Annotated in this window: 13 protein-coding genes; 4 read left to right on the forward strand and 9 right to left on the reverse strand. The window is 71.4% G+C overall.

What is annotated here, in order from left to right:
- Positions 1-80: 80 nt before the first annotated feature.
- Both ACFVX4_RS02780 and ACFVX4_RS02785 read left to right on the forward strand, forming a co-directional pair.
- Positions 81-803: an MBL fold metallo-hydrolase gene (locus ACFVX4_RS02780; RefSeq protein WP_389971257.1), complete on the forward strand. Its 723-nt coding sequence runs from the start codon at positions 81-83 to the stop codon at positions 801-803.
- 25 nt (positions 804-828) lie between these two features.
- A complete protein-coding gene (locus tag ACFVX4_RS02785) occupies positions 829-1647 on the forward strand; it encodes a DUF3097 domain-containing protein (protein ID WP_389971259.1) in 819 nt (272 codons plus the stop codon).
- A 178-nt stretch (positions 1648-1825) separates the two neighbouring features.
- Here ACFVX4_RS02785 and hemW read toward each other — a convergent pair whose 3' ends face one another.
- The 4 genes from hemW to lepA all read right to left on the reverse strand — a co-directional run bounded on the left by hemW (position 1826) and on the right by lepA (position 9379).
- Entirely contained in the window at positions 1826-3067 is a 1242-nt protein-coding gene (gene hemW, locus ACFVX4_RS02790) for a radical SAM family heme chaperone HemW (RefSeq protein ID WP_389971261.1), read from the reverse strand.
- A gap of 72 nt (positions 3068-3139) precedes the next feature.
- Positions 3140-5065: a SpoIIE family protein phosphatase gene (locus ACFVX4_RS02795; protein ID WP_389972082.1), complete on the reverse strand. Its 1926-nt coding sequence runs from the start codon at positions 5063-5065 to the stop codon at positions 3140-3142.
- A 210-nt stretch (positions 5066-5275) separates the two neighbouring features.
- Positions 5276-7165 (reverse strand): AMP-dependent synthetase/ligase, encoded by a 1890-nt coding sequence (locus ACFVX4_RS02800; RefSeq protein WP_389971263.1) that lies wholly within the window; start codon positions 7163-7165, stop codon positions 5276-5278.
- 339 nt (positions 7166-7504) lie between these two features.
- Positions 7505-9379 (reverse strand): translation elongation factor 4, encoded by a 1875-nt coding sequence (gene lepA, locus ACFVX4_RS02805; RefSeq protein ID WP_389971265.1) that lies wholly within the window; start codon positions 9377-9379, stop codon positions 7505-7507.
- Positions 9380-9594: 215 nt separating this feature from the next.
- Here lepA and rpsT point away from each other — a divergent pair, with 215 nt between their 5' ends.
- Positions 9595-9861 carry a 30S ribosomal protein S20 gene (gene rpsT, locus ACFVX4_RS02810; protein WP_389971267.1) on the forward strand — a complete coding sequence of 89 codons (267 nt, stop codon included), beginning with the start codon at positions 9595-9597 and terminating at the stop codon, positions 9859-9861.
- 332 nt (positions 9862-10193) lie between these two features.
- On the opposite strand, the gene holA is transcribed toward rpsT, so the two are convergent.
- Complete coding sequence (gene holA, locus ACFVX4_RS02815) at positions 10194-11180, reverse strand: DNA polymerase III subunit delta (RefSeq protein WP_266419375.1); 987 nt, start codon at positions 11178-11180, stop codon at positions 10194-10196.
- Between the two features lie 137 nt (positions 11181-11317).
- On the opposite strand from holA, the gene ACFVX4_RS02820 reads away from it, so the two are divergent.
- Positions 11318-11563 (forward strand): hypothetical protein, encoded by a 246-nt coding sequence (locus ACFVX4_RS02820; RefSeq protein ID WP_385324572.1) that lies wholly within the window; start codon positions 11318-11320, stop codon positions 11561-11563.
- Between the two features lie 110 nt (positions 11564-11673).
- Here ACFVX4_RS02820 and ACFVX4_RS02825 read toward each other — a convergent pair whose 3' ends face one another.
- The 4 genes from ACFVX4_RS02825 to ACFVX4_RS02840 form a co-directional block, all read right to left on the reverse strand.
- A complete protein-coding gene (locus ACFVX4_RS02825; protein WP_385324569.1) occupies positions 11674-12558 on the reverse strand; it encodes a YceI family protein in 885 nt (294 codons plus the stop codon).
- A gap of 295 nt (positions 12559-12853) precedes the next feature.
- On the reverse strand, positions 12854-15472 hold the full coding sequence (locus ACFVX4_RS02830) for a ComEC/Rec2 family competence protein (protein ID WP_389971270.1): 2619 nt from the start codon (positions 15470-15472) through the stop codon (positions 12854-12856).
- Positions 15469-15924, reverse strand: coding sequence for a helix-hairpin-helix domain-containing protein (locus ACFVX4_RS02835; RefSeq protein WP_389971272.1), 456 nt, complete (start codon positions 15922-15924; stop codon positions 15469-15471). Before ACFVX4_RS02835 ends, ACFVX4_RS02830 begins: the two co-directional genes overlap by 4 nt.
- Before the next feature lie 845 nt (positions 15925-16769).
- Positions 16770-17615 carry a DegV family protein gene (locus ACFVX4_RS02840; protein ID WP_385324560.1) on the reverse strand — a complete coding sequence of 282 codons (846 nt, stop codon included), beginning with the start codon at positions 17613-17615 and terminating at the stop codon, positions 16770-16772.
- Between the last annotated feature and the right edge of the window lie 61 nt (positions 17616-17676).

The following is a 17676-nucleotide window of genomic DNA, read 5'->3' on the forward strand; positions in this document are numbered from 1 at the left end:
CGGCCGAGTGGGGGCCTAGCAAGGGCGACCGGTCACGCTACCGCGAGACCGTGCAGGTCGTTTGCCGATAGCGTCCCGGTATGGATGCCTCTTGGGAAGAGTTCGGATGGGAGCGACTCGGTCACGGAGTGGGCCGACGGCGCCTTCCCGGGTGGGACGCGACCGTCGCACTGGTGGTCGGAACGGACGGAGTGCTCCTCTACGACACCGGATCGACGCTCCGCGAGGGTGCCGAGGTGCGGTCCCAGGCCCAGGCTCTGCTCGGCCGGAGGGTGACGCATATCGCACTCAGCCATCCCCATTTCGACCACGTCCTGGGCACTGCCGCGTTCTCCGGCGCCGAGGTGTACGGGGCGGTCGGCATGGCGGAGCTGCTGGAGCGGGGGGCGGACGATCTGCACAGCTCGGCGGTGCGTCACGGAGTCGGCGAGCACGACGCGGCGGAGGCCGTCGACGCGCTGGTGGTGCCGCGGCACCAGGTGTGCGGCGAGTGGACGCTCGATCTGGGCGGCGGGCGCGAGGTGCTGCTGGCCGACGTGGGCCCCGCACACAGCGGCCACGACCTCGTGGCGGTCGTCCCCGGCTCCCCCGCGATCGTGCTCTGCGGCGACCTGGTCGAGGAGTCCGGCGAGCCGCAGGCGGGCCGGGACGCGTTCCCGTCCCGCTGGCCGGCCTCGCTGGACCGGCTGCTGGCGCTGGGCGGCGAGGACGCGGTGTACGTGCCGGGGCACGGGGCGGTGGTGGACGCGGCGTTCGTACGGGAACAGCGCGAACAACTGGCCGTACGCTTCGGCGTGTCGTGACCCGTTGTCGTCCTATCGTCGTCCGATGCGCAGCTACCAGCCGGACCTGACCCCGCCGTGGAAGAGGTCCGCCCCCGTTCCCGAGGTCCCCGCCGAACCCGATCTGGTCGTGGAGGAGGTCTCCACCGGATTCTGCGGTGCGGTGATCCGCTGCGAGAAGACGGCCCAGGGTCCGACGGTGACCCTGGAGGACCGCTTCGGCAAGCACCGGGTGTTCCCGATGGAACCGCGGGGCTTCCTGCTGGAGGGCCGGGTGGTCACCCTCGTACGCCCCTCGGCCGCCGCTCCGGTGCGCCCCGCCCGTACGGCCTCGGGTTCGGTCGCGGTCCCCGGCGCGCGCGCCCGGGTCGCGCGGGCGGGACGGATCTATGTGGAGGGCCGGCACGACGCGGAGCTGGTCGAGCGGGTCTGGGGCGACGACCTGCGGATCGAGGGCGTGGTCGTCGAATACCTGGAGGGCATCGACGACCTCCCCGCCATCGTGCGCGAGTTCTCCCCCGGCCCGGACGCCAGGCTGGGCGTCCTGGTCGACCACCTGGTGCCCGGCTCCAAGGAGTCCCGGATCGCCGCTCAGGTCTCGGACGCGAACGTGCTGGTGGTCGGCCACCCCTACATCGACGTGTGGGAGGCGGTGAAGCCGTCCTCCGCGGGCATCACGGCCTGGCCGGTGGTCCCGCGCGGCCAGGACTGGAAGACGGGCGTGTGCCGCGCGCTCGGCTGGCCGGAGAACACCGGCGCGGCCTGGCAGCGGATCCTGGCCACGGTCCACTCGTACCGGGACCTGGAGCCGGCCCTGCTGGGTTCGGTGGAGCACCTGATCGACTTCGTGACGGCGCCGGAATAAAGCCCCGCAGGCACACCCCGGCCCCGGCCCGGGCGCACCCCTCAGCCCCATCCCGGGCGCGTCCCCAGCCCCTCCGGCGCTTGAGGAGCGGGGGTCCGGGGGCAGCGCCCCCGGTTACGGGAAGGGGCGGGCAGGGGAAAAAGCCGCCGCAGGCACCCCCGCCCCGCGCCCCCGGCCCTCAGTCCACCAGGTCCCGCACCACCGCGTCCGCCAGCAACCGCCCCCGCAACGTCAGCACCGCCCGCCCCTGCTCGTACGGGCCGGGCTCCAGGAGGCCGTCCGCCAGGGCGCGGCGGGAAGCGGCCAGCCCGGCCGGGGCCAGGATGCCGAGGGGACAGCCGTCCGCGAGCCGGAGCTCCAGCAGGATCCGCTCGACCCGCCGGTCCTCCTCGGAGAGGATCTCGCGTCCGGCCCCCGGCGACCGCCCCTCGGCCAGTGCCTGGGCGTACGCGCCCGGGTGCTTCACGTTCCACCAGCGCACCCCGCCGACATGGCTGTGCGCCCCGGGCCCGGCGCCCCACCAGTCGGCCCCGCGCCAGTACAGCTCGTTGTGCAGGCACCGGCCCTCGGGCGTACGGGCCCAGTTCGACACCTCGTACCAGGAGAAGCCCGCCGCGGCCATCGCCTCGTCCGCAATCAGATACCGGTCCGCGTGCGCGTCGTCGTCGGTCATCGGGATCTCGCCGCGCCGGATCCGCCGGGCCAGCTGGGTGCCCTCCTCGACGATCAGCGCGTACGCCGACACATGGTCCGGCCCGGCGCCGATCGCCGCGTCCAGCGAGGCCCGCCAGTCGTCGTCGGACTCCCCCGGCGTGCCGTAGATCAGGTCGAGGTTGACGTGCTCGAAGCCCGCCTCGCGGGCCTCGGCGACACATGCCTCGGGCCGGCCCGGCGTATGCGTACGGTCCAGGATCTTCAGCACGTGCTGCCGGGCGCTCTGCATCCCGAACGAGATCCGGTTGAAGCCGCCCTCCCGCAGCTCGGCGAGATACGCCGGACCGACGGACTCCGGGTTGGCCTCGGTGGTGATCTCGGCGTCGTCCGCGAGCCCGAACTCCTCACGGATCGCCCCCAGCATCCGGACCAGGTCCGCGGCGGCCAGCAGCGTCGGCGTACCGCCGCCGACGAAGACGGTGCGGACCGGACGCGGATCGTCGCCGAGGACCTTGCGGGCCTGGCGGACCTCGCCGATCAGATGCTCGGCGTAGTTGTCCCGGGAGGCCAGCGCGCCGCCGGAGCCGCGCAGCTCGGTCGCGGTGTAGGTGTTGAAGTCGCAGTAGCCGCAGCGGGTCGCGCAGTACGGCACGTGCAGGTAGAAGCCGAGCGGCCGGTCGGCGGCGCCTTCCAGGGCATGGCGGGGCAGCGCCCCGTCGTCGGGTACGGGTTCACCATCGGGCAGTACGGAAGGCATACCGCCCATTGTCGCTCGCCGCCGGGGAACCCCCGGCCACGGCCGTGATCACGGAGGCCGCCCGTCCCCGGACGCGGGTCCTCACCCGGCCTGGAGCACCAGCAGCGCCAGGTCGTCGTCGGGCGGACGCTCGGCGAATTCGTGCACCGCCCGCTTGATCCGGTCCGCGATCCCGTCCGCCGACAGCCCGGTGCAGCCGGCCAGCGCCTGGGCCAGTCCGTCCCCGTCGTCGAACATCAGCGGCCCGCAGCGCCGCTCCGTCACTCCGTCCGTGACGCACAGCAGGCTGTCGCCGGGCGCCAGCTCGAAGCTCTCGCTCTCGTACGCGACGTCGTCGAAGATCCCGAGCAGAATCTGCGGCTCGGCGGCCGGGCGCACCTCTCCGTCGGGCCGCAGCAGCAGCGGCAGCGGGTGGCCGGCGCTGGCCAGGGTGCAGCGCACACCGCCGCCGGGCAGCGGTACGAGCTCTCCGTACAGCAGGGACAGGAAGCGGGACTGTCCGGTGTCCGCCGTCTGCTGGCCACCGGCGGCGGCCACCATGAGCGCCGCCGCCTCGGCGGCCTCCATCGCGTCGTCGAGGAGCAGCCGGTTGAGCCGGTCCAGGACCTCGCCGACACCGAAGCCCTCGCGGGCCAGCAGCCGCAGCCAGGGCCGGGCGAGGCCGGTGACGACGGCGGCCTCGGGGCCGCTGCCCTGCACATCGCCGAGCACGAAGCACCAGCGGTCGCCGGGGCACGGGAAGATGTCGTAGAAGTCGCCGCCGACGACTCCGTCGTCGCTGGGTTCGTACACCAGCGAGCTGGAGACCCCGGGTATGTCGGCGACCTTGCCGGGCAGCAGCGCGCGCTGCAGGATGCGGCTGATGGTGGCCTGCCGGGTGTAGGCGCGGGCCGCGCCGACGGCGAGGCCGACCCGGCGCACGAAGTCCTCGATGAGCGCGGTCACTTCGTCGGGGACACGGGCGAGGCCCTCCCGGCCGAGGAGTACGGCGCCGAGTGTCCGGCCGCCCGAGGTGATCCGGTAGGCGAGGGCGGACGCGGCACGCTCCTCGGCCTCCGCGCCCTCCTCCTCGCCGCCGGGCCACGGCATGGAGACGGGCCCGGTGCCGACCCGCTCGGGGAGCCGGATCGGGGCCTGCTCCAGCACGGTGCGCAGCTGCCCGGTCTCGGCCTCGTCCCGGTGCCAGACGCTGGCGAGCCGGGGGACGGCCGAGGGGCCGCCGTTCTCGGGCTCCAGCCAGATCGCGCACCAGTCGGCGAGTCTGGGCACCAGTAACTGCCCGGAGAGCGCCGCGACGATGTCCTCGTCGAGCTGGCCGGCGAGCAGGTCGGAGGCCTCGGCGAGGAACGAGAGCGCGCCGCGGCCGGCCCAGTCCGCGTCGTCGCGCAGCGCGCGCCGGGCGGTGGGGGCGAGCAGCTCGGCGGCGCGCAGCCCCTGCTGGAATTCGGGCTCGGCCGCCGGTTCCGGGAACGGGTTCCAGTCGTCCACGGGGAGCCGGGCCCAGACGGTCTTGAGGCCGGTGCGATAGGTGATGCCCCAGCGCTCGGAGAGGGTGCCGACGAGCTGGAGCCCGCGACCGTACTCTGCGGGCTCGTCGGGGCCGACGAGGCCGACGCCCTCCGCCGCTTCGGCAGCGCTTCCGGTCTCCGGGCGGTCGCTGCGCACGGCACGGGCCGGATGGTGGTCCGAGACCTCCAGCACCAGGGCCGCGACCTCGTCCTCGGTGGCCTCCTCCAGCCGGGCGAGCACTTCCACGTTGGTCCCGGCGTGCACGACCGCGTTGGTGACCAGCTCGCTGACGACCACCTCCGCGTCCTCGGCCACGCGCTCGCTGAAGCCCACGGCCGCCGGCAGCCCGAGCCCGGTCCACTCGCCGAGCGCGGCCCGGACGAACCGGCGGGCGGCGGAGGGTGCGAGGAGGTTTCCGGGCAGGGACGTATGGGCGACCGGCCGCGCGTCCGCACGGCCTGCGGGAATACCGGGACGCTGAACGATGTCCCGCTGCAAGGGAATGGGCCCCACGGTGCAGCTCCTGCCTGTTCTCGCTCTGTCTGTTCTCGTTGCTGTCTGTCTGTTCTCGTTGGACGGCGCTGACGACACCGACAGAGTGACAGATGGACCATGCCCATAAGCAGCGAGTTGCCGAAGTGAGCGGAGAAAATGAGCGGGGAGGAACAGAAGCAGCCGCACCGTGCGGCCGGTCCGCGAGGACCTTGCTCAGGCCTCGCGGGTCCCCGCGTACATGTCGTCGATGAGGCCCTTGTACTCGCGCTCGACAACCGGCCGCTTCAGCTTCAGACTGGGCGTCAGCTCGCCGTGCTCGATGTCGAGGTCGCGGGGCAGCAGGCGGAACTTCTTGATGGTCTGCCAGCGCTGCAGCCCCTCGTTGAGCCGCTTCACATAGCCCTCGATGAGCGCGACGGCCTGCGGGGAGGCCACCACCTCGGCGTACGGCTTCCCGCCCAGGCCGTTCTCGGCGGCCCAGCCGAGGATGGTCGGCTCGTCGAGGGCGATCAGGGCGGTGCAGAAGTTACGGTCCGCGCCGTGCACCAGGATGTTGGAGACGAACGGGCAGACCGCCTTGAACTGTCCCTCGACCTCCGCCGGGGCGATGTACTTGCCGCCGGACGTCTTGATCAGGTCCTTCTTGCGGTCGGTGATCCGGAGATAGCCGTCCACGGACAGCTCGCCGATGTCGCCGGTGTGGAACCAGCCGTCCGACTCCAGTACCTCGGCGGTCTTCTCCGGCTGCCCGTGGTATCCCTCCATCAGACCTGGGCCGCGCAGCAGGATCTCGCCGTCGTCCGCGATCCGCACCTCGGTGCCGGGGAGCGGCTTGCCGACGGTGCCGGTGCGGTAGGCCTCGCCCGGGTTGACGAAGGAGGCGGCGCTGGTCTCGGTGAGGCCGTAGCCCTCCAGGATGTGGATGCCGGCGCCCGCGAAGAAGAGGCCGATGTCGGGGGCGAGCGCGGCCGAGCCGGAGACGCAGGCGCGCAGCCGGCCGCCGAAGGCCTCGCGGATCTTGGCGAAGACGAGGATGTCGGCGACCTTGTGCTTGGCGCCGAGCGCGAACGGGACGGAGGCCGTGCCGGTGTGCCGGAAGTTGTCCTGCGAGACCGTCGCATACTCACGGGCGACCCCGGCCGCCCACTGGAAGATCTTGTACTTGGCTCCGCCGCCGGCCCGCGCCTTGGCGGCGACACCGTTGTAGACCTTCTCGAAGATACGGGGCACGGCGGCCATGTACGTCGGCTGGACCACCGGCAGATTCTCGATGATCTTGTCGACCCGGCCGTCGACGGCGGTGACGTGGCCGACCTCGATCTGGCCGGAGGTGAGGACCTTGCCGAAGACGTGCGCGAGCGGCAGCCAGAGGTACTGGACGTCGTCCTTGGTGATGAGGCCGGTCGCCACGGTGGCCTTGGCCATGTACGACCAGTTGTCGTGCGGCAGGCGCACGCCCTTGGGGCGGCCGGTGGTGCCCGAGGTGTAGATGAGGGTGGCCAGCTGGTCGGCCGTGATGGCGGCGACCCGCTCCTTGATCGCCTCGGGGTGCTCCGCCAGGTACTCGGTGCCGCGGGCCTCCAGATCGGCGAGGGTGAGCACCCAGCCCTCCGGGTCGCCCTCGGCGGGCCCGGCGTCCTCGGGGTCGATGACGACGACATGGGCGAGGTCCGGCAGCTCGGCGCGGCGCTCGCGGGCCTTGGCCAGCTGGGCGGCGTTCTCGGCGATCAGCACCCGGCTCTCGGAGTCGGAGAGGATGAACGCCGACTCCTCCGCGTTGGTCGACGGGTAGATCGTGGTCGTGGCGGCGCCCGCGCACATCACACCGAGGTCGACGAGGATCCATTCCACTCGCGTACTGGCGGCGAGCGCGATCCGTTCCTCCGGCCGCACGCCCAGACCGATGAGCCCTGCCGCGATGGCGTAGACCCGCTCGGCGGCCTGCGCCCAGCTCAGCGACTTCCACTCATCGGGTCCCGCACCGGTGGCCGAGGGGACGGGGTAGCGGTAGGCCTCCCCGTCCGGGGTGGCCGCCACGCGGTCGATGAAGAGGTTCGCCACGGAGGGCGGTCGGTTCTCGATCAAGGTCAGTGTGTCGCTCACGACGTCCTCCGGGCCTGCGGGTGCTTCACGACCGGCTGCTGATTGCTGCTTGTTCCTACGGGTGTCTGCGTGCTTGATCCTGCGGCGCTTGTTCTGCGGGGCCTGTTCCGCTGTTCTGCGGGGCCTGTTCCGCGCGAGGCTTGTTTAACTGGCGAGTAACTACGAAGCCGTGATCAGGGTAGAGCGCCCGCGTCCACCGCGTAAGAGGCAACGGGCCGTCGCTTCATAACAAACGGGCCCCCGTGTCGCGGGATGCTGCGACACAGGGGCCCGTTCGGGCTACCAACGGGTAGCGGCGGACGGATCCGGACCTCGGGTCACGTCTCCGACCGGGGCGGGCTACTTCTTGCCCTTGCTTTCGCCGCCCGACTCGTCCGTGGACAGCACGGCGATGAAGGCCTCCTGCGGCACCTCCACGTTGCCGACCATCTTCATCCGCTTCTTGCCTTCCTTCTGCTTCTCCAGCAGCTTCCGCTTACGGGAGATGTCACCGCCGTAGCACTTGGCGAGGACGTCCTTGCGGATGGCGCGGACGGTCTCGCGGGCGATGACCCGGGAGCCGATGGCGGCCTGGATCGGCACCTCGAAGTTCTGCCGCGGGATCAGCTCGCGCAGCTTGGCGACGAGCCGGACACCGTACGCGTACGCCTTGTCCTTGTGCGTGACCGCGGAGAACGCGTCGACCTTGTCGCCGTGCAGCAGGATGTCGACCTTGACGAGGTGGGCGGACTGCTCGCCGGTGGGCTCGTAGTCGAGCGAGGCGTAACCCCGCGTCTTGGACTTCAGCTGGTCGAAGAAGTCGAAGACGATCTCGGCGAGCGGCAGGGTGTAGCGGATCTCGACCCGGTCCTCGGAGAGGTAGTCCATGCCGAGCAGGGTGCCGCGCCGGTTCTGGCAGAGCTCCATGATCGCGCCGATGAACTCACTGGGGGCCAGGACCGTGGCGCGCACGACGGGCTCGTGCACCTTGTCGATCTTGCCCTCGGGGAACTCGCTCGGGTTGGTGACGGTGTGCTCGGTGCCGTCCTCCATCTCGACGCGGTAGACCACGTTGGGGGCGGTGGCGATGAGTTCGAGGCCGAACTCGCGCTCCAGCCGCTCCCGGATCACGTCGAGGTGGAGCAGTCCGAGGAAGCCGACACGGAAGCCGAAGCCGAGCGCCGCGGAGGTCTCCGGCTCGTACACCAGGGCGGCGTCGTTGAGCTGGAGCTTGTCCAGCGCCTCGCGCAGGTCCGGGTAGTCCGATCCGTCCAGCGGGTACAGACCCGAGAACACCATCGGCTTGGGGTCCTTGTAGCCGCCCAGCGCCTCGGTCGCGCCCTTGTTCAGGGAGGTGATGGTGTCACCGACCTTGGACTGCCGGACGTCCTTCACACCGGTGATGATGTAGCCGACCTCACCCACGCCGAGGCCGTCGGCCGGGGTCATCTCCGGGGAGGAGACCCCGATCTCCAGCAGCTCGTGGGTGGCGCCGGTGGACATCATCCTGATGCGCTCGCGCTTGTTGAGCTGGCCGTCGACGACACGGACGTACGTGACGACGCCGCGGTACGAGTCGTAGACCGAGTCGAAGATCATCGCGCGGGCCGGGGCGTCCGCCCGGCCGACCGGGGCCGGGACGTCCCTGACCACCCGGTCGAGCAGCGCGTCCACGCCGATGCCGGTCTTCGCGGAGACCTTGAGCACATCCTCCGGCTGGCAGCCGATGAGGTTGGCCAGCTCCTCGGAGAACTTCTCGGGCTGCGCGGCCGGCAGGTCGATCTTGTTGAGCACCGGGACGATGGTGAGGTCGTTCTCCATCGCCAGGTAGAGGTTGGCGAGCGTCTGGGCCTCGATGCCCTGCGCGGCGTCGACCAGCAGGACCGTGCCCTCGCAGGCGGCGAGCGAGCGGGAGACCTCGTAGGTGAAGTCCACGTGGCCCGGGGTGTCGATCATGTTGAGGACATGGGTGCGACCCTGGCCCTCGCCCGTGGTGGGCGCCCAGGGCAGACGCACGGCCTGGGACTTGATGGTGATGCCGCGCTCGCGCTCGATGTCCATACGGTCGAGGTACTGAGCGCGCATCTGCCGCTGGTCGACCACGCCGGTCAGCTGGAGCATCCGGTCGGCAAGGGTCGACTTGCCGTGGTCGATGTGCGCGATGATGCAGAAGTTGCGGATCAGCGCCGGGTCGGTACGGCTCGGCTCGGGCACGTTGGTAGGAGTCGCGGGCACGCAGGGTCCTGATTCTTGAGACGCCGAACGCCGTGTCTCGGGTCGATGTCGGTTCGGTCGGATCGATACGTAGCCTCCATCGTCCCATGGTTGCGGGGCGGAGACCGGTTTGGGCCGGTCGGAGCGGGGCTGGTACCGTTGACAGCTGTGCCTCGCGACTCTCTCAGGCCGTGGGGCGCACATCGAAGATCCAACGAACCTGAAAAGGCTCTTTCGTGGCGAACATCAAGTCCCAGATCAAGCGGAACAAGACGAACGAGAAGGCGCGCCTGCGCAACAAGGCCGTCAAGTCCTCGCTCAAGACCGCTATCCGCAAGGCCCGTGAGGCTACCGCCGCCGGTGACGTCGAGAAGGCCACCACGGCCGCTCGCGACGCCTCCCGCGCGCTCGACAAGGCCGTCTCGAAGGGTGTCATCCACAAGAACGCCGCCGCCAACAAGAAGTCGGCGCTGGCCTCCAAGGTTGCCTCCCTCCAGGGCTGAGCATTCTGATGTGATCGCCGGGACGGACCCAGCGGGCCCTCTCTCCCGCTCCTGACCGGCACCCCGCGCCGCACACCGAACCTGCGTTCGCCACGCGGGTGCGGCGCACCAAGCTTGAACCGAAGGCCCCGGCCTCCGCTCTCCCCAGAGCGAGAACCGGGGCCTTCGGCGTACGCGCACCTGCCGGGGCCTTCAGGGCACGTACTCCTACCAGGGGCTCCGGCCCTTCGGCATACGTGCACCTGCCGGGGCGTTCGGGGTACATGCTCCTGCCAGGGGCTTCGGCCCTTCGGCGTACGTGCACCTGCCGGACGGACGGCCCCGCCCCGGGGCTACCGGCCCGACCGCGCCGCCCGCGCCACCGCGACCACGGCCTTCTCCAAGGCGTACTCCGGGTCGTCGCCACCGCCCTTGACGCCCGCGTCCGCGTCCGCGACCGCCCGCAGGGCCAGGGCCACCCCGTCGGGCGTCCAGCCACGCATCTGCTGCCGCACCCGGTCGATCTTCCACGGCGGCATGCCCAGCTCACGGGCGAGGTCGGCGGGCCGCCCCCCACGGGCCGAGGACAGCTTGCCGATCGCCCGTACGCCCTGCGCCAGCGCACTCGTGATCAGCACCGGCGCCACTCCGGTCGACAGCGACCAGCGCAGCGCCTCCAGCGCCTCCGCCGCCCGCCCCTCCACCGCGCGGTCGGCGACCGTGAAGCTCGACGCCTCGGCACGGCCCGTGTAGTAACGGGCGACGACCGCCTCGTCGATGGTGCCTTCGACATCCGCGACGAGCTGCGAGGCTGCGCTCGCCAGCTCCCGCAGATCGCTGCCGATGGAATCGACCAGCGCCTGGCACGCCTCGGGCGTGGCCGAACGCCCCAGCGCCCGGAACTCCGACCGTACGAACGACAGCCGCTCGGCCGGCTTGGTCGTCTTCGGGCACGCGACCTCCCGCGCCCCTGCCTTGCGCGCCGCGTCCAGCAGGCCCTTGCCCTTGGCGCCGCCCGCGTGCAGCAGCACGAGGGTGATCTCCTCGACCGGATCTCCGAGATACGCCTTGACGTCCTTGACCGTGTCGGCGGAGAGGTCCTGCGCGTTGCGCACGATCACCACCTTGCGCTCGGCGAAGAGCGAAGGGCTCGTCAGCTCGGCAAGGGTGCCGGGCTGGAGCTGGTCGGAGGTGAGGTCGCGGACATCCGTGTCGGGGTCGGAGGCACGGGCCGCCGCCACCACCTGCTGCACGGCGCGGTCGAGGAGCAAATCCTCCTGACCCACGGCGAGCGTGAGGGGTGCGAGCGGATCGTCGGTGGAATTCCTTCTGGTGGCCATCGCCCTCCAGCATCCCACGCACCACTGACAGCCCGGACTCCGCGGACTCCCCGCACTCGCCGCACTCCCCTTGCTCGCCGGGCGGTCCGGCTCCCGTCGCCGGCGGGGCGGTCCACGCCGTACGGGAGAATGGGCCGGTGAGCGATGTGAGACATGTGCTGGTGCTGCCCGACCGCGATGCCGCGGAGGAGGTGGCCGGAGAGCTGACCGACCGGTTCGGGGTCGCCGAGGAGCCCCAGCTCGTACGCGACGCACTGGCCGGCGAGGACGACGCCGAGGACGCCCAGTGGCTGGTGGTCGTGGAGGACCCGTCGGCACGACTGGACGCCTCGGCACTCGACGCCTTCGCCGCGGAGTACGAGGGCTGGCTCGAAGCACCTTAGAACCTGTCCGGCGGATCGGAGCTGTCCGGCGGGTCAGAGCCTGTCCGGCGGATCAGCGCCGGGCACGAGGTCGCCCGGCTCCTGACGTCCCTCGGTGTCCGGCGGCGGGCTCAGCTCTTGGGGACGATCTGGATGTCCATGTCGATGGAGATGCTGGAGCCGACGGCCGCGATGCCACGGGCCAGCATGGTCTGCCAGGTCAGGGTGAAGTCCTCACGGTGCAGTTCCGTGGTGGCCCTGCAGGCGGCGCGGGTCTCGCCCTCCAGGCCGTTGCCCAGGCCGAGGTACTGGGTGTCCAGCGTGACCGTGCGGCTGACACCGTGCAGCGTGAGCGCACCGGTCACGCCCCAGCGGGTGCCGCCCCGGTGGACGAAGCGGTCGCTGTAGAACTCCATCGTCGGGTAGCGCCCGACGTCGAGGAAGTCGCTGGAGCGCAGGTGGTCGTCCCGCATCTGGACGTTCGTGTCGATCGACGCGGCGTCGATGATCACGTGCATGGCCGAGTCCTCCATGCGGTCGGCGATCCGCACCGCACCCGCGAAGGTGTTGAACCGACCGTGAATGCGCGCGAGGCCGATGTGCCGGGCCGTGAAGCCGATCTGCGAGTGCGTCGGCTCGACCTCCCACTCACCCGGAGCGGGCAACTGCGGAGGCGCGGACAGCTGAAGGGTCACATCGCCGAGGCTCGCGTGACCGCCCTCGACCACTGTGGCCGAGCCATGGAACGGGGTGAAGCCCTCGGCAGTGACGGCCAACCGGTACTCACCGGCCGGGACGGTGGCCAGCACATTGCCGAACGGGTCCGTCTCACCGCCGAAGACCTTGCGGCCCGCGCCGTCCGTGACCGCGAACTCGGCCAGCGGCACGACCTCGTTGACGGGGTCGAGCACGCGGCAACTGAGCAGTCCGGCGGTGCGCGGCACCTCAAGTCCGGCAAGGGCGTTGCCCTGCGCGGCCCCCGCCGCTCGCCTGCTATTCAGCCAACGACCGAACATCTTCCACCTTCCCCCGGGGACGATTCACCTTGGGGCCCGGCGGCTGGACGTCTCTGTCGGAGCAGCGGCCCACCGACGAGCATTCATTCGATCACCATTGTGGCGTTCGAGGCAAACAGAGTAGCTCGCAGGGGCTTGGGTGGAGGTGTTACCGAAGGTCCGAATTGATCACTCTGCCAACCAGACCCAAGGCTCTTCATTCCGCGCGCACTACCTTGTTCCGTACACGTCGTCTTGCTCCGTACCCGCCCCCTTGTTCCGTTTCCGTACGCGCCGCAGTTCTCGGAGGGCGCGGTCATGACCGGCCCACCGCTCGCAGCCCAGGCCCGGCACCCGTCACGGCGATCGCGCCGTCGGTGTCCGTACGCAGCACCACGGCGCCGCTCGCTCCGAGCGCGTCGACGGTACGGGCGGCCGGGTGACCGTACGGATTGTCCTTGCCCACGCTCACCAGGGCGAACCGCGGGTGCGCACTGCGCAGCAGAGCCGGGTCCTGATAGGCCGAGCCGTGATGGGCGACCTTGAGCACATCCACCCGCGGCAGCGCGGGATACCTGCGCAACAGCCCCTGCTGTGCCGGTGGTTCGAGGTCTCCCAGGAGCAACAGGGTCAACCCGCCGGCCCGGACGTACAGGGTGACGCTGGCATCGTTCGGCTCCAGCGGTACGGGCCCGGCGCCCCGGTCCGCCGGTATTCCACCGGGCCCCGTGGCGTTCGCCGGCCAGAGAACCCGCCAGTCGAGCGCCCCGATCCGGCGGCGTTCCCCGGGGGCGGCCCGAACCAGGGGGACGTGCGACCTGGCCGCTGTCCTCCGTACGAACGCGACCTGGTCCGGGGGTTCGTCCAGGCTCGTCGTCTCGATCGCGCCCACCGCCCTGCCCCGCAGCACACCGGGCAGGCCCCGCACGTGGTCGGCGTGGAAGTGTGTGAGGACCAGGAACGGCACCTCCGTGATGCCGAGGTCGTGAAGGCACCGGTCGACGAGAGAAGGATCGGGTCCGGCGTCGACGACCACCCCCGCACCGTCCCCCGCGGCCAGCACCAGGGCGTCCCCCTGCCCCACGTCGCACATTGCGAACGCCCAGTCCGGCGGCGGCCATCCGGTCAGCACGCGGGTGAGCGGCACCGGGCGCAACACCGCCAGGATCAACAGCAGCGCGGCGGCCGAACAGACCCAGGGATGGCGCACGATTCGACGGGCGAAGAGCACCACCAGAGCGGTCAGCGCGGTGAGCAGCACCGCCCCCTTCCCACCGTCGGGCCAGTCGATCCCCGCTCCCGGCAGGGCAGCCCCGGTGTGGGCCACCGTGGCGATCCAGCCGGCCGGCCACCCTGCGATCCGGGCGAGCAGCTCCGCCACCGGCATGGCGACCGGTGCCAGGGCGAGCGCGGCGAACCCGAGGATCGTGGCCGGTGCCACCGCGAACTCGGCCAGCAGATTGCACGGGATCGCCACCAGACTGACCCGGGAGGCGAGCAGCACGACGACCGGCGCGCACGCCGCCTGCGCGGCGGCCGCCGCGGCCAGCGCCTCGGCGAGCCGGGGCGGAACTCTGCGCCGTTGCAGCGCGTCGCTCCATTTCGGCGCGATGGTCAACAGAGCGCCGGTGGCCAGCACGGAGAGGACGAAACCGTAACTGCGCGCCATCCACGGGTCGTAGAGCACCAGCAGCAGAACGGCGGCTGCCAGCGCGGGAATCAGCGATCTGCGCCGTCCCGTGCCGATGGCGAGCAGGGTGATCAGCCCGCAGGCCGCTGCCCGCAGAACGCTCGGCTCGGGTCGGCAGACGATGACGAAGGCCAGTGTGAGCCCGCCGCCGAGCAGCGCCGTGAGTCGCAGCGGAATCCCCAACCGGGGCGCCAGCCCGCGGCGTTCGGCGCGAAGCGCTGTACCAGGCGGTCCGATGAGGAGGACGAGCAGGATCGCCAGGTTGGCACCGGAGACCGCCATCAGATGGGTGAGATCGGCGGCCTTGAACGCCTCGTGCAGTTCGGGAGTGATCCGTGAGGTGTCGCCGACCACCAGGCCCGGCAGAAGGGCCCGCGCATCGGGTTCGAGCCGCGCGGTCGCCTGCCGCAGACCGCCCCGCAGCGCGCCTGCCGTGCGCTGGAGGAAGGAAGGAGGCCCGAGGATGTGAGGCGGACCCTTGCCCTCGGGTCGCAGTACGGCGGCATTGCGCTCCCCGTCGTGGAGTGGTGGCGCCAATCGGCCGCCGACACGCAGGTGCATGGAGGGCAGCAACTGCTGCCACTCCCCCATCGATCCGCCGGGCGAGACGATCAGCAGAACTGGCGTACTCAACCTGGTGACCGCGCCGTCGGGACCGGTCAGCCGGGTGATCTCGGCGTCCACGAGGAGGGACGCGGGCGTGCTGTGGTCGCCGCGCACCCGGGGCAGGGTCCGCCGGACGTCGGACGTCACCGTCACCTCCGCTTCGACCCTCGCGAACCGCTGGGCCAGCACGTGGACCGGCCCCTGCCGTACGTCCGCGCTGTGCAACCCGGCCGATGCGGCCCCGGCCGCCGCGCAGAGCAACGCCGCAGCGGTGGCGGTCGCCGTGGCCCGCGGCCGCCGCCGACCACGTACCGCAGCTCCGCTCTCCCCCTCGTCCACTCCCTCCGCCGCCGCTCCCCCGGTGCCGGGGGACGGCCTGTGTGGCGTGGTGTCGGCGGGTCCCCTGCGCAGCGCATGGGTTGCCGAGGCTCCCGACATGGCCAGGAGCACCATGGCCGCCCCCACACAGAGCACCACGCTCGTGGTGGTCCACCGCCCCGGCGCGCTCAGCGCCAGCGCCGCTCCGGCCCAGGCCGCCATGGCCGGCGGGACCAGACGAAGATCGACCGGACCCTCCTGCCGCGGCTCGGAGGCGCCGAGCCGACGGCCCGACGCCGCATGGACGTCCAGATGACTCATGGCCCCACCAGTGGTTGGAGGTCGGCAAACCGTCGGTCACCGATTCCGTTGACCTCACGCAGTTCATCGACGGACCGGAAGCCGCCGTGCTGTGCGCGGTAGTCGATGATGTGCTGGGCGAGAACCGGGCCGACCCCGGGCAGCGTGTCCAGTTGCTCGACGGTCGCGGTGTTGAGGCTCACCGGGCCGGCCGAAGAGCTCCCGCTGCCGCCCACCGCCGCTCCTCCCGTCCCGCCGACGACTGAGGGGCCGGATGGAGCGCCCACCACGATCTGCTCCCCGTCCATGAGCACCCGCGCCCGGTTGAGCCCGGTGAGGTCCGCTCCGGCCCGGACTCCGCCCGCCGCACGTAACGCATCGGCGACCCTTGCTCCGGACGACAGTTGATGGACACCGGGCCTTCGCACCTTTCCGCTCACGTCGACGACGATGTGCCCGCCCGGCCCTGTCATGGGCGGCGATCCCGCTGACGGCTCCGGCACTTCGGCGTCGTCCGGCGCCGGGGGCGATGTCAGGGGCGATGTCGGTGCGCTCGCGGCTTCGTTGACCGGATCGGGCGCGCGCACCGAGTGAGGGCGCGCGGACCAGAAATGCACCGCGGCAAAGGCTCCGGCCGCGACCAGGACAACCGCCAACGCGGCAAGGGTCTTTGGCTCCAGCCCGCATCTGAGCTGCAGCCACACCGGAATCCGCTCCCGCAACGCGAGAACCAGCCGCTCCCACCGCCGCTCTGACACACCACCGGAAACCGTGGCCGAGGCCCGCGCAGAAGCGGGAACGGCAGCTGCGGTCGCGGCCGCAGTCGGCCTCGGGCTCGGGCTCGGGACCGGAGTCGGGGCCGGGCCCGAAGCCGGGCTCGGAGTCGGAGTCGGGCCCGAAGCCGGGGCGATCCCCAGCACGGGCCGCGCGACCCGTCCGTCGTACGCGCCTGTCATGAGGGCGTCCGCCCGACGGCGCGAAGCCGTGGCCAAGGCGTTCGCACGCCCGTGCGACGACCATCGCCGACCGGGCCCGAGGCCCGGCCCCAAGCCCGGTCCGATGCCGACGCCGACGTCTGGTCCATTACCGGGGCCGCTGCGAACACGGCCGTCCGAGGCCGGGGCACGGCCGGGGCCACTGCCGCTTCCGCTGGTTGCACGATGTGATCGGGGAGCCATGCCTCACGACGGTAGGCACATCTGCCCGAATCCGCTGAACAGGCCCAATTCCGGTGGACAACCAACCAGTTGTGGATAACTCGGCCACCCCGAGGAGTGACGCACCAACGGCAGGGGGCAAGCAGGCCGACCGGCCGAGATCAGCGTGGCGAGACCACTGCGCCGAGCAGACCGGGCCCGGTGTGCGCACCGATCACCGCACCCACCTCGCTCACATGCAGATCGACCAGGCCCGGCACCCGTTCACGCAGCCGCTCGGCAAGCCGCTCGGCCCGCTCGGGTGCCGCCAGGTGGTGAACAGCGATGTCCACGCATCCGCTGCCCGCCCGTTCCGCGACGATCTCCTCCAGGCGCGCGATCGCCTTCGAGGCCGTCCGTACCTTCTCCAGCAGTTCGATACGGCCGCCTTCGAGCTGGAGCAGCGGCTTCACGGCGAGTGCCGATCCCAGCAGCGCCTGCGCGGCACCGATGCGACCGCCACGGCGCAGATAGTCCAGTGTGTCGACGTAGAAGTACGCGGAGGTGCCCGCGGCCCGCTTCTCCGCGGCGGCGACCGCCTCGTCCAGGCTTCCGCCCGCCTCCGCCGTCTCCGCCGCCGCCAGGGCGCAGAATCCGAGGGCCATGGCAACCATCCCGGTATCCACCACCCGAACCGGAACCGGCGCGTCCTTCGCCGCGAGCAGAGCGGCGTCGTACGTACCCGAGATCTCGGCCGAGAGGTGCAGCGAGACGACGCCGGTGGCACCGGCCTCGGCCGCCGCACGGTACGCGGCGGCGAACACCTCCGGACTCGGCCGGGACGTGGTCACGGGACGACGCTTCTGGAGCGCCACCGCAAGGGAACGGGCCGAGATCTCGGTGCCGTCCTCCAGAGCCTGATCACCGAGGACGACGGTCAGCGGCACCGCGGTGATGCCGTGCCGCTCCATCGTCTCGGGCGGCAGGTAGGCCGTGGAATCGGTGACGATCGCGACATGGCGGGACATGAGCGGGAGGTTACCTGGCGAGTCCGTGTCTCGGCAGTCCGACCCCGACCGAATGACCTCT

Origin of the sequence: Streptomyces sp. NPDC058240 (assembly GCF_042882135.1) — a bacterium.
Lineage (GTDB): Bacteria > Actinomycetota > Actinomycetes > Streptomycetales > Streptomycetaceae > Streptomyces.

Excerpts from the sequence above, each read along its gene's own strand:
- ACFVX4_RS02780 (WP_389971257.1), top strand. The coding sequence starts at position 81 with ATGGATGCCTCTTGGGAAGAGTTCGGATGGGAGCGACTCGGTCACGGA.
- ACFVX4_RS02785 (WP_389971259.1), top strand. The coding sequence starts at position 829 with ATGCGCAGCTACCAGCCGGACCTGACCCCGCCGTGGAAGAGGTCCGCC.
- hemW (WP_389971261.1), bottom strand. The coding sequence starts at position 3,067 with ATGGGCGGTATGCCTTCCGTACTGCCCGATGGTGAACCCGTACCCGAC.
- holA (WP_266419375.1), bottom strand. The coding sequence starts at position 11,180 with ATGGCCACCAGAAGGAATTCCACCGACGATCCGCTCGCACCCCTCACG.
- ACFVX4_RS02825 (WP_385324569.1), bottom strand. The coding sequence starts at position 12,558 with ATGTTCGGTCGTTGGCTGAATAGCAGGCGAGCGGCGGGGGCCGCGCAG.
- ACFVX4_RS02830 (WP_389971270.1), bottom strand. The coding sequence starts at position 15,472 with ATGAGTCATCTGGACGTCCATGCGGCGTCGGGCCGTCGGCTCGGCGCC.
- ACFVX4_RS02835 (WP_389971272.1), bottom strand. The coding sequence starts at position 15,924 with ATGACAGGGCCGGGCGGGCACATCGTCGTCGACGTGAGCGGAAAGGTG.
- ACFVX4_RS02840 (WP_385324560.1), bottom strand. The coding sequence starts at position 17,615 with ATGTCCCGCCATGTCGCGATCGTCACCGATTCCACGGCCTACCTGCCG.